At 35.4% G+C, this 12,489-nt stretch carries 11 protein-coding genes; 5 read left to right on the forward strand and 6 right to left on the reverse strand.

Going from position 1 to position 12,489, the window contains the following annotated elements; genetic code table 11:
- Positions 1-305 precede the first annotated feature (305 nt).
- Together I2F23_RS06860 and def are read right to left on the reverse strand one after the other, a co-directional pair.
- The gene (locus I2F23_RS06860; protein ID WP_195771820.1) at positions 306-3,353 is read right to left on the reverse strand and encodes an autotransporter domain-containing protein; all 3,048 of its coding nucleotides are present in this window, start codon (positions 3,351-3,353) and stop codon (positions 306-308) included.
- Positions 3,354-3,492: 139 nt separating this feature from the next.
- The gene (gene def, locus I2F23_RS06865; protein ID WP_195771821.1) at positions 3,493-4,017 is read right to left on the reverse strand and encodes a peptide deformylase; all 525 of its coding nucleotides are present in this window, start codon (positions 4,015-4,017) and stop codon (positions 3,493-3,495) included.
- A 113-nt stretch (positions 4,018-4,130) separates the two neighbouring features.
- Here def and I2F23_RS06870 point away from each other — a divergent pair, with 113 nt between their 5' ends.
- The 3 genes from I2F23_RS06870 to I2F23_RS06880 are packed head-to-tail and all read left to right on the forward strand — an operon-like array spanning position 4,131 to position 7,014.
- The gene (locus I2F23_RS06870) at positions 4,131-5,297 is read left to right on the forward strand and encodes a LysM peptidoglycan-binding domain-containing protein (RefSeq protein WP_195771822.1); all 1,167 of its coding nucleotides are present in this window, start codon (positions 4,131-4,133) and stop codon (positions 5,295-5,297) included.
- A 14-nt stretch (positions 5,298-5,311) separates the two neighbouring features.
- Positions 5,312-6,433, forward strand: a complete 1,122-nt coding sequence (dprA, locus tag I2F23_RS06875; protein WP_195771823.1) for a DNA-processing protein DprA — start codon at positions 5,312-5,314, stop codon at positions 6,431-6,433.
- 11 nt (positions 6,434-6,444) lie between these two features.
- A complete protein-coding gene (locus I2F23_RS06880; protein WP_195771824.1) occupies positions 6,445-7,014 on the forward strand; it encodes an L-threonylcarbamoyladenylate synthase in 570 nt (189 codons plus the stop codon).
- A 287-nt stretch (positions 7,015-7,301) separates the two neighbouring features.
- On the opposite strand, the gene I2F23_RS06885 is transcribed toward I2F23_RS06880, so the two are convergent.
- On the reverse strand, positions 7,302-8,222 hold the full coding sequence (locus tag I2F23_RS06885; RefSeq protein ID WP_195771825.1) for a DMT family transporter: 921 nt from the start codon (positions 8,220-8,222) through the stop codon (positions 7,302-7,304).
- Positions 8,223-8,351: 129 nt separating this feature from the next.
- Here I2F23_RS06885 and I2F23_RS06890 point away from each other — a divergent pair, with 129 nt between their 5' ends.
- Both I2F23_RS06890 and I2F23_RS06895 read left to right on the forward strand, forming a co-directional pair.
- Positions 8,352-9,098: an AraC family transcriptional regulator gene (locus I2F23_RS06890; protein ID WP_195771826.1), complete on the forward strand. Its 747-nt coding sequence runs from the start codon at positions 8,352-8,354 to the stop codon at positions 9,096-9,098.
- A gap of 44 nt (positions 9,099-9,142) precedes the next feature.
- Positions 9,143-9,685 (forward strand): glutathione peroxidase, encoded by a 543-nt coding sequence (locus I2F23_RS06895; RefSeq protein ID WP_195771827.1) that lies wholly within the window; start codon positions 9,143-9,145, stop codon positions 9,683-9,685.
- A 32-nt stretch (positions 9,686-9,717) separates the two neighbouring features.
- On the opposite strand, the gene I2F23_RS06900 is transcribed toward I2F23_RS06895, so the two are convergent.
- From I2F23_RS06900 to atpD, 3 genes are all read right to left on the reverse strand, one after another.
- Entirely contained in the window at positions 9,718-10,566 is an 849-nt protein-coding gene (locus tag I2F23_RS06900) for a D-hexose-6-phosphate mutarotase (protein ID WP_195771828.1), read from the reverse strand.
- 87 nt (positions 10,567-10,653) lie between these two features.
- Positions 10,654-11,073, reverse strand: a complete 420-nt coding sequence (locus I2F23_RS06905) for a F0F1 ATP synthase subunit epsilon (RefSeq protein WP_195771829.1) — start codon at positions 11,071-11,073, stop codon at positions 10,654-10,656.
- Positions 11,074-11,090: 17 nt separating this feature from the next.
- Positions 11,091-12,485, reverse strand: coding sequence for a F0F1 ATP synthase subunit beta (atpD, locus tag I2F23_RS06910; RefSeq protein WP_195771830.1), 1,395 nt, complete (start codon positions 12,483-12,485; stop codon positions 11,091-11,093).
- Positions 12,486-12,489: the final 4 nt, after the last annotated feature.

Below are 12,489 nucleotides of genomic sequence, written 5' to 3' on the forward strand. Positions count from 1 at the left end.
CTATATTACTCTCTTCTTAAAGAAAGTCAACTGTAATCTGAAAGTTTTTTATCTTCTTCATCAAACCCCAACCTCAATCAATCTAAGAACTAAATCCTAAACCAATCAACTAAGTTATTGTTTATCAAGAAGTTTCTTTCAACATCACCGCCGATGGATACGCATTATAGACCAATCAATTCTAAACACAACCCCCTAAACCATTTTATTTCTATTTTATTTATCAATAGAACAAATTGTAGACGAAATATGCTTAAAAAATAAAAAAACCACCAAATTTGGTGGTTTTTTATTTGGAATTTGAATTAAAACTTATATTTTAAACTCAATGTACCAGAATTATCATTCATATCTTTTGAGAATTGGCCATTATAGTTCACTCCCATTTCAAGACTTTGAGTTAAATCGGCTTTAATACCTAAATCAATAAGTCCTGTATTTTCAGCTAAAGAAGTTCCTACAACGTTATATGAACTTTGAGATCCATTTAAGCTCAGGTTTGCTTTAGAGTTTAAATCACCAAATGCATGTCTCCATCCTAAACCTGCTTGAACCGCTAAATTTTGTGACTCTAATGGTAATTTATATTCTGAACGCATCCCTAATGTAGAAAATGTCGTATTGATTGTAGACTTATTACCACTTAGGCCTGCTATGCCTGTATTCTGCTCTTTAAAAGAATTTATCTGTGTCATTACATGCGATAAACGAATGTAAGGTGTTAAAGGAACTTGGATATTTAAGTTTTTCCAATACTCTCCAAAGACTTGAACACTTTGAGTATCTAAGTCTGCCGTTGCATGTTTTGTTATATTGGTAAAGTTAATATTACGATTTACAGAAACGTCTCCCCAACGACCCACTAAGCCAACTGTTGAACCTGAGTAATCTCCAACATAACGCCCGTAAAAACCAATTTCAGTATTATTATCTTTTGCAGTGAAATCTCGTGCAGCTACTTTGCTTGTACCACGACCTTGTCCTAAGGTTGCTCCAAGGTTAGCTTTATCGCTTAATGGAATTTCCACACCAGCCAAGGCACCATAGTTACTGTATTTAGAGTCAGCAACAGCTTTACCACTATTTTGTATACTCTTCGCATAGCTCTTCATCCATACCAATGGCTGCTTTTGGTACTCATGAGAAATAAGTGATTCGCCACTTGTAAGTAAGTCTTGTGTTGCATTAATACCAAGTGAAGCATAACCCTCACCAGAAAGTGCTTGAAACGACTGACGTGCTTCGTCTGTTGTTTGCTTAGCAACAAGGTTGTAAAGTGCATTACCCAAACCTAAACGATCTAAGCTGCTTGCAACTTGGTATTGGTTATTATTTTCTGCAACGCTATTAAAACTTTGATCGTTTCTTAAAAGCTGCAATGTTACAGCATTGTTATTGTAATTAATTTTTGGTGTAAGAAAAGCATAAGCACTCGATACTTTATCAAATTTCCCCGTTATGCCTTGCTGTGCTGTAAGGATTGTATATTCAGATAGTAGGTTGTAATTACTATTTATACCAACTTGTAAAACATTTCCACCGTTTAGTTTTGTTGCTCCCTTAACATCAATACCACTCGCATTGCTACTACTTGAGTTTGCCATAACTTTAAAGGTTGAGCCTTGATTCATGACAAGATCGTTCATGACATTTAAACGATTTGTATTTTGGCTTAAATCTACAGTACCACCTTGTAATACTTGTAGACTCTGAAGCTGACCATTACCTGATAATGTACCGTTATTTTCAACAACTGTTGTGCCATTTAAGTGACTTTGTACATTCAGCACACCATTTTGAATATGTGTTGTTCCTTTATAGTTAGAACCATCACCATTATAGGTGAGGTTTCCACTACCCTTTTTATAAAAATGACTATTCGTATCTGAAATGAGCGTATTCATTAACGTGTCATTATTTGCTGTATTCATTTCAAGACTTGCATTTGTTAGTGTAACACCACCCTGACCAAATGACTGTCCGTTACTACCTACCAACTTACCTGCAATTACACTTGTACCACCTGTCCAGCTATTATGACCTGCAAGTGTAAGCGTACCTGTACCTGATTTTTCTAAAGAGCCTGTACCATTAATATCATTTAGCCAAATATCTGAAGCCGAATAACCACCTTGTTGTGCATCCATATTAATTGTTGTTTTTTGATTAAATGCACCATAACCATTGCCTGCTTTATATAAATTAAGTGTGTCATAGCCCATACCATTGTCGAGCACACCACTTGTTTTATTTGAGGTTGTGAGTAAAATTTCTCTTTGTTGATCTGCATTTAGGTAAGGATAACGTGTTTCTATAAGTAGTTCCGCATTTTTAGGTACAACAGGTGTTGCTGTCGTATTACCAAGTGATGGGAAATCATTTACAAAAGTATATTTATCATAAAGTGCTTTATTGACTTGGTATCGATTGTAAAGTTGATTCAAATCGACATTTTGATAGCACCCATCTACTGAGCCACCACATTGACTACTTAAAAAAGCCTGTGCTTGTGTATAGGCTGCTTTTCTTAAGTCGGAGTTATTCGCAAGTCCATTAATAGCAATATAAGTCGCATGCATTCGCCCACCAATCACATCCAATGGGGAGTGAATACCTGCAACGACACGGTTATAGCCCATTTCCCCTGCTTTAAGTACTAAATCGCTATATTGTTGCGGGATAACATATGCAAGTGTTAAACCTGTCCAATAAGATTCATTGGTATGTCCACTTGGAAATCCACCTTCACTACCTGCTGAAGCGCGGCCAACATCAACTAAAGGTTTTTCCAAAACCCAACTTAAATCTTCTCCATTTAATTTTTGTATAAATGGGCGCGGATATTTATATTTATTTTTTGGGGGGTTAGATGATGCATTTTTAGCAATTGCATTTCTTAAGTCTAATAATTTACCTAGGTGTCCAGAGGTATTATCTCCAATGCCGTTGCCATTATCTTTTGCCGTTGTTGCAGTTAGACCATCTAAGCTTATTATTTTTTCATAATCTATGGTTGCTTGACTGTTTGCTTCAGCACGAACAATTGTTTTTAATGGGCCTAAGGCGCCAGTTAACATATAACCTGCTTTTTGAAAATCTACAGCAAATGCCTGAAACTCTTGTTGCTTTGTTCTATTGTTTGCAATATCTCTCACAATACTCAAATTTTTATCAAGTATTGTTTGTCCTTCAGCAGTTGCTTTTCCTGTCGCCAAGCTATCGCCCGAAATCCATAACTTATTAAATCCTGATAAGACATCAGTACCTGATTGAGGCTGAGGTGTATCAGCAAAGCTCATAGAAGAAATAATACAGCTCATTGCAAGGGTGAGTTTATGCAAAGGATATTTCATAAGATTCAGCAATATAGTAAAGTTATATTACTTAATATAATTACAATTTATTACCGTATATTTACTAAACAAATACTTTATTTTTTTATTTATTGTCTCCAACACTAGATCTTTCTAGTGTTGGAAAATGAATAATCATTTATCGCTTTACTGCAACTTTCTCACGTTGACGAACCACTTTTTCAACTTTGTCTCTTGCACGTTTACGCTTAAGAGGAGAAAGATAATCTACAAAAAGTTTTCCATTGAGATGGTCCATTTCATGTTGAATACAAACAGCTAAAAGCCCCTCTGCCTCAACTTCAATAGTTTCACCCTCGAGATTTAAATATTCAATTTTGACGCGCGATGGTCTTTCAACTTTATCGTACACCTGAGGTACAGAAAGACAGCCTTCCTCATATTGCTGTGTTTCTTCTGTCAGTGGTGTAATTTTTGGGTTAATAAATACCATCGGTTGATTTTTGTCTTCTGACAAATCCATTACAATAAGTTGAATATGCTGATCAATTTGTGTTGCAGCCAACCCAATACCTGGCGCATCATACATCGTTTCGAACATATCTTGCGTCAGTTGACGAATTTCGTCTGTTACTTTTTCAACTGGTTTTGCAATGGTACGCAACCGTGGATCTGGAAAGCTTAAAATTGGTAATAAGGCCATATGCCCTCCTAAAAATTCTATTGCGTCACAATGAAGACACTTCTTCATAGCAAACTAGTGTATATTTTAGCTATTATAGCGTAACTAACTCATACTGTTTTAGGCATTACATAATGAAAGATGATTTAAATTACACTCGCACTTCTAGTGCAATGGGGCTACAAAAAAAACTTTTGTCTTTATCTCTGAAGACATTAATTACGATTGGTATCTCTATGGGAGCAGTAGAAATGGCTACTGCAAAAAGTACACTTCAACTGAACAATAATGCACCAAGCACTTACATTGTTAAATCAGGCGATACACTTTGGGGAATTGCAGGTGTCTTTTTAAAGTCACCATTAGCTTGGCCAAAAATTTGGGCAAACAACCGTGATATTAAAAACCCTAATTTAATTTACCCAGGTGATCGTTTACTATTATGTAAATATAATAATAACTCACCACTTGTAGGCAAAGATTTAGGCGATGGTTGTAGAGGTATTATCTCTAGGCATACTGGTAAAGCAAGTCGTGGTGAAATTCGATTGCAACCCCAAGTTCGCGTCCAACCATTAGATGGAGCTATTCCTGTAATTCCACTTAAAAACATTCAGGTTTGGCTAGAAAGAGCTATCATTTTACCTCAAGAAACTCTAAAAGATATTCCATATGTAGTTGGGGCAGAAGAAAGCCATTTAATGGCAGGGGTAGGACAAAAAGTATATGTTAAAGGCAATGGTATTCAAACTGGGCAATACTATGGTATTTACCAACCGACTTCGCCATATATCCTTAAAGATAGTACTGGGCATGACTACAATGCAGGTAATGAGTTAACTCAAAATGCCAGAGCGCTCGCAACTAACGTTAATAATAATATTGCAACTTTAGAAATTGTAGAAAGCTACAATCAAGAAGTCCGTGCAAACAATGTTGTACTTCCAGAGAAAGATATCCGATTGCCATCAACATTCTATCCAAGCACACAAAAAATTAATGGTGGTTCAATTATTCGTGTTCTAGGTTCTATTGGTGCTGCAACAAAAAATAGTGTAGTTACTTTAGATCGTGGTGAACTTGATGGTTTAAAAGCAGGTCAAGTATTTAATATCTCGCAACCAGGTCATCAGATTAAAGACCCTAAATCGAATGAGCTCATTAATTTGCCTTCTGAAAAAGCAGGTTCATTAATTGTTTTTAGAACTTTTGATCATTTGAGCTATGCTTATGTATTAGAAAGCTTTATTCCAGTTAAAGTTGGTTCTAATATTACTACACCAAACGATGTGGAAAATTAATAATTTCGTTTTATATGCTTAATCCTATTACATCACATCAAGTCGCCATAATTAAGTTATGGCACTTGGTAAATCACTCCTTAACTACCTACTATAAACTGATAGAACATTTTGGTAGTGCAAATTATGCCCTTTTACCATCAAATATTGTCAAATGGTCTATGCTTGGTATACATGCAAGTCATATTAAAAGAGCAAGTCAATTTTCAGATTTAGAAGTACAACATCACTTAGATTCAATTATTGAAAAGACAATTCAGTACTGTGATTTTGTTTGTACTCCAGCAGACTCAACCTATCCTCATCAATTACAAAACTATGCTGATAAGCCTCCCATTCTCTTTGGTCAAGGAAATAGTCAACTTTTAAATACACCATCAATCGCTATCATTGGAAGTAGAAAGGCAACGAAATATGGTGAAAAAAATGGCTATGATTTTGCTTATTATCTTTCAGAAAAAGGGTATACAGTCATTAGTGGACTCGCGGAAGGGATTGACCAAGCAGCACACTTAGGTGCCATAAGTCACCATAATACAGTTGCTATTATGGCAACAGGTATAGATCAAACTTATCCCAAACATCATCAAAAACTTAGACAAAAAATTTTAGAAACGGGAAATACTATTATTACCGAGTTTCTACCTGGAACAAAGCCACTACAACATCATTTTCCAAGAAGAAATAGACTTGTTAGTGGAATGAGTTTGGGGGTTGTTGTGGTTGAAGCACATTTACCTAGCGGCTCTTTAGGTACCGCCAAATGTGCAGCGAACCAAGGAAAGACCGTATTTGCCATACCAGGAAATATTCATGATAAAGTATATGAAGGCTGTCATGAGCTGATTCGAGAAGGCGCCACACTGGTTTTTCATCCACAACAAATTATTGAAGATCTTTCTTTTTCATTTGGAACTATCTCTCAAACTTCAGAAATACATTCATCTCATGAAGATATCTTTATTCCAGTACACTTAAAAAATTTATATGAGCAACTGTCTTGGCAAGGACAGGATTTAGACCAAATCGCTTCATCCCTTTCTTTATCTACTGCAGAAATTACAGCTCAGCTTATGGAGCTTGAGCTGTTAGAATTATGTATACAGCATGCGGGACAATATTCTCGTTTAAAATGAGTGAAATAAATATGTTCGTCAATACCCCTTTAGAAGCCTCTGAAATTTTAAATATGGGAGAAGTTCTTGCTTATCCTACAGAAGCAGTTTGGGGATTAGGATGCGACCCTATGAATAAAGATGCCTTTTATAAAATCTTAAAACTAAAGCAAAGACCAATTGAAAAAGGGGTTATTTTACTCGCCAGTCATATTTCACAAGTTGAACCTTTATTTGAAAATATTTCACAAGAAATTCAGCAACGTATTATTGAAAGTTGGGCCGCAAAAAGTTCATCTGAACGAGCAACAACATGGCTTCTTCCCGCCAACAATTTTATTCCTGAGTGGATTAAAGGCAATCATTTATCTGTTGCAGTTCGAGTCACTCAACACCCCTTATGTCGTGAGATCTGCAACCAATTTAATAATTTTATTGTTTCAACCAGTGCCAATCCTGCAGGAGAAACTCCAGCAAAAAATTGGCAAGAAGCACAAGCCTACTTTGCTAATAACGTACATTATTTAAATGGTGAGATAGGAAAATGCACAGAGCCAAGTCAAATTATTGATGCAGTGACAGGAAAATTTATTCGAAATTAAAAAAAAGCTCAGTCGAAAAAGAGGTGACTGAGCATTGAAAACGATGTGAAATACACATCCGAGGGTTAAATCTTGATTGATTTGAATTATGTCTAAAAAAAAATATTATTAGAAATACTTTAAACATCTATTCAATATAAAACTAAAGTATCATTACATAGATAATTTGTGAATTATTTTACAAATATATCGAAAATAAACAAAGAATTAATCTCATAACAAGATAATAAATCTAAAAAAACAGTTAAATAAAAAATATATCAATTGCTAAATTTTATACTTATTTTCTATTTTTTAACGGTCCTTTCATTGATAGAACGTCTTATTTTTTGTCGTTGTGCAAGTGCAACGCCCAATAAAATAATCACACCACCGATTGTATGATATGCCGTCCATTTTTCCGACAACCAAACCCATGCAATGATAGCTGTAAATATTGGAATAAAATTCATAAATATACTAGATCGACTCGGACCAATATATTGCACAGCTAACATCCATAATAAAGGTGCAAATATAGAAGGAAATAATCCTGCATATACAATACTCCATATATTTTGCTGATTTAATTCATCAAGACCGAAATAAAAAATAAAAGGCAGATGATAAATTAATGCAAGAAAGATTTGGACATATAAACTGATCAGTATCGGTAATTTAATTTGCCACTTTTTTAAAAAAACACCATAGAAGGCGTAAAAGAAAACAGCAAATAATATTAAAATATCGCCTAGATGGGCTCCAGCACTCAATAAATCTTTTAGATTACCTTGTGATACTACGTAAACCAGTCCAATCAAAGAAATAATACTACCTACAATCGCATATATACTTGGTCTTTCTTTTAAAATTATGAAAGAAACAACAATTGTAAAAATTGGAATAAAAGCATTAATTATTCCCATATTTGTTGCTGTTGTATAATGTGCCGCTGTATATGCGACTCCCTGATACATCACCATACCAAATGCACTTAATATGGCTAATTTTGGTAAATTTTTAAAAATAGATTTTCTATTTATCCATAAGTTCGGTAACACAAAGGGAGTTAATACAATAAAAGCAATAAACCACCGATAAAAACTTATACTTACAGGAGAGATATAACCAGACACATAACGTGTAACAACGATATTGAATGACCAAATAATAATAGCAACCAGTGGAAGTATAAATGCCCATAAAGGCAATATTTTTTCTTTTTCCATGAATACAAACTACCAACTATACAAGATGGAGATATTTTGCAGAATGTCTGAAATAGTTTAAATATTGAATATAAGACATTTATATGGCAATTTAGCCAATATTATCAATTTCTTTACTTTAAAGGTGATATGCAGAAACTAAATGAACTTATAGAAATACAAGAATTCGTATTTTTTCCAAAAGATCATGTATCTTGGCACGCTTGTTTGTGGGGTGACTTTAATTTTAGTTTTGATGGGATTCTACAAATACAGGTAGGCGAACAGAAATTTATAACTCCCCCGTATTTTGGATTATGGATTCCTCCAAAAATTGAGCATTGCTGTATCTCTATAGATGATCAAGTTACACACTTCGTCTGTATCCGTATTCACCCATCTATCAGCCATAAAATTGCTCCGTCTATTAAGACATTAAGCCTTCAACCATTCTTTTATGCTTTAGTCAAAGAGGCAATTCGCTTAAAAAAGATAGGACAACATTCATATTATCATCACCTACTCCAAGTTATCTTAGATCAGATTTCTCTTGCAGATACTTATAATGACTACCTACCTCAAACAAATCACTCAATTTTAGCACCTATTTTCTCTGAGCTTTCTTCAGTAAATCGGTTACATGAACCAACTTCTAAAATTTTATCTGAATTTACTATAAGTGAAAGACATATACTTCGTCTAACCCATCAAGAAATGAATATTTCAATTCGTGAATGGCGCGATCGTGCGAAAATTCTATACGCAATTTCACAACTTAAACAAAATACTTCTATTAAGGAAATTAGCTATAAACTTGGTTATAGACACTGTTCAAGCTTTATTGAGTTTTTTAAGCGTCATACAGGGAAAACGCCAACCCACATTTCTCGCATATAAAATGCTATAACATCTATGTTAGATATAAATTCATAGGATAAAACATGACAACTTCAATTTACGATATTCCAGTTAAAACAATTAAAGGAACAAAAAGCACCTTAGAAGAGTACAAAGGCAAAGTTTTACTCATTGTAAATACTGCCTCTAAATGTGGACTTACTCCACAATACGAAGGCTTAGAAAAACTTTATAGCCAATACAAAACAGATCAATTTGAAATTTTAGGCTTTCCTGCAAATAACTTTATGGAGCAAGAGCCTGCTTCAGACGAAGAAATTGAACAATTTTGTTCTCTTAACTATCAGGTTAGTTTTCCTCTTTTCTCAAAAATTTCTGTTGCAGGTGAAGATAAACACCCCTTATATACTTATTTGACAGATGCCCAACCTCATCGCCATGGTGGTGAAGCATTTGCTGAGAAACTGAAGAAGGCAAATATTTCAATCTACCATGAGCCAGAAGTCCTATGGAACTTCGAAAAATTTATTATTAATAAAGAAGGCGATGTGATTGCTCGATTCTCACCAGATACGACTGTTGATAATCCAGAACTACTTGACGTCATAAAAAAAGCAATCGCATAACTCATTTCAAAAATGTATAGTGGATAAATTCACTATACATTTACTTCTAAAGTGAATGTATTTTTTTCCTTAGGTGCCAAGGAAATTGGTTGCGCAATTTGACCACACTCTAGGCATATAAACTCTTTCCATCCATCATCACGCATATCATTTAGGCGTTTCGATTTTTCAATCCATGGATTCCATACCACTGCACTTTCTGCATTCGTTTTTATAAAGATTGGAGAATTTGCTGTAGATGTAATTTTAAAGTTTCCTGAGGTTTTTGGGTAAATACGATCTACTTCTTCTTGTACAAAAATATCCGTCACTTCTTGTTTGTAGTATTCGTTATTTCTTAACTGATCAATATATTCTACATTTTTTAATCCTTCTATTTTCGTTGAAAAGATATCAGTTGCAAAATAACTGTGCCATGCAAATGAGTACTCAAATTGTCCTTCGTCTTTATTTTCTAATTCGAAATCAATCGTTAATTTTTGTCCAAGATGAATAGTTTGAACTAAACAAAATTTAAATGGCCAAATTTCTCTTGTTTGTACATTGTCTACAAGCTCAAAACGAAGGTGATGCCCGTCTTCATTATGAATAACTTCTTTTAGTTCCCATAAAATATTTCTAGCAAAGCCATGCGATGGATAATTTTTATTTATTGGACTTGAGCCAAACCATGGGAAACATAAAGGTATACCTCCACGGATTGCTTTCTTAGACTCATACTTATTTAAGTCAGATAACCATAATTTTTCAGATATACCTTTCTGTGTTTTTAATTGATAAGAAAGTACTTGTGCACCTTGAAAAGAAATAGCCGCTTCACAAAAATGATTATCTATTTTTAAAATATCTAGCTCACCAAATTTTTGAGTCTTTATGTTCATTTGATTTCAGTTATAAGTTAAGTATTTATTCATTATATGCCAAATAAAAAAAGCCACTCAAGTGAGTGGCTTCTTATCAATCATCAATTACATTGCACGATTCTTAATTTTACGAATCGTTTCAAGCTGTCCTGCAATCTCTGAAAGAGATGCTAATGCTGCTGCCGCGTCTAGATCACTCTTTTGATTTGCAAGCAATTGTTCTGCATTTTTACGTGCTTCTAAAATTGCCGCTTCATCTAAGTTTTCTGCGCGTGTCGCAGTATCTGCAAGTACAGTAACAACATGTGGTTGTACTTCTAGAACACCGCCAGATACATAGACGATTTCTTCTTGACCATTGTCCAAAATTACTCGGATTGGACCAGGTTGAAGTAAAGTAACAAGTGGCATATGGTTTGGCATAATACCTAACTCACCACCTGCACCTTTAGCAATCAGCATTGTTACTGCGCCAGAGTAAATTGACTCTTTTACACTTACAATATCACATTGCATAGTCGCCATGAGATCATCTCCTTAAATTAGAGTTTCTCGGCTTTAGCAATCACTTCGTCAATGCCACCAACCATATAGAACGCTTGTTCTGGAATATGATCGTATTCACCAGCGAGAAGACCTTTAAAGCCACGAATCGTTTCTTTAAGCGATACCAACTTACCAGGAGCACCAGTAAACACTTCTGCAACGTGGAATGGTTGAGAGAAGAAACGTTGGATTTTACGCGCACGGTAAACAACCAATTTATCTTCTTCAGCCAATTCATCCATACCCAAGATCGCGATAATGTCTTTTAGCTCTTTATAACGTTGCAAGATGTTTTGTACTTCACGTGCAATGCTATAGTGCTCTTGACCAACAACCAATGGGTCTAATTGACGCGAAGTTGAGTCAAGTGGATCGATCGCTGGGTAGATACCTTGTGATGCAATATCACGGCTCAATACAACTGTTGCATCTAAGTGAGCAAATGTTGTTGCTGGCGATGGATCTGTTAAGTCATCGGCAGGAACATATACTGCTTGAATAGATGTAATCGAACCTGATTTAGTCGATGTAATACGCTCTTGTAATACACCCATTTCTTCTGCAAGTGTCGGTTGATAACCTACAGCAGATGGCATACGACCAAGTAACGCAGATACTTCAGTTCCCGCTAGTGTGTAACGGTAGATATTATCTACGAATAAAAGAACGTCACGGCCTTTACCATTTTCGTCTTTTTCGTCACGGAAGTATTCAGCCATTGTTAAGCCAGTTAAAGCAACACGTAAACGGTTACCTGGTGGCTCATTCATCTGACCGTAAACCATCGCTACTTTGTCAAGAACGTTAGAGTCTTTCATCTCGTGATAGAAGTCATTCCCTTCACGAGTACGCTCACCAACACCAGCAAACACAGATAAACCACTGTGAGCTTTAGCGATGTTGTTGATTAACTCCATCATGTTTACAGTTTTACCAACGCCGGCACCACCAAATAAACCAACTTTACCACCTTTTGCAAATGGGCAAAGTAAGTCAATGATTTTAATACCAGTTTCTAGTAAATCAGTTGATGCAGCTTGTTCTGCATATGATGGTGCTTGACGGTGAATCGGTAAGTGAGACGATGCCTCAACTGGACCTGCTTCATCGATAGGACGGCCTAAAACGTCCATAATACGGCCTAAAGTTCCGTCACCTACTGGTACAGAAATTGGGCCATTCGTATTCGTTACAGTAAGACCACGTTTAAGGCCTTCAGTAGAACCCATTGCAATTGTACGAACTACGCCATCACCAAGCTGTTGCTGAACTTCTAAAGTAGTTTCAGTACCATCAACATGAAGCGCATCATAGATTTTAGGAACACTGTTTCGTTCAAACTCGACGTCGATAACCGCGCCGATGATCTGAATGATATGACCGCTACTCATTGCT

The sequence above is a fragment of the Acinetobacter pollinis genome, from assembly GCF_015627175.1.
GTDB lineage: Bacteria > Pseudomonadota > Gammaproteobacteria > Pseudomonadales > Moraxellaceae > Acinetobacter > Acinetobacter pollinis.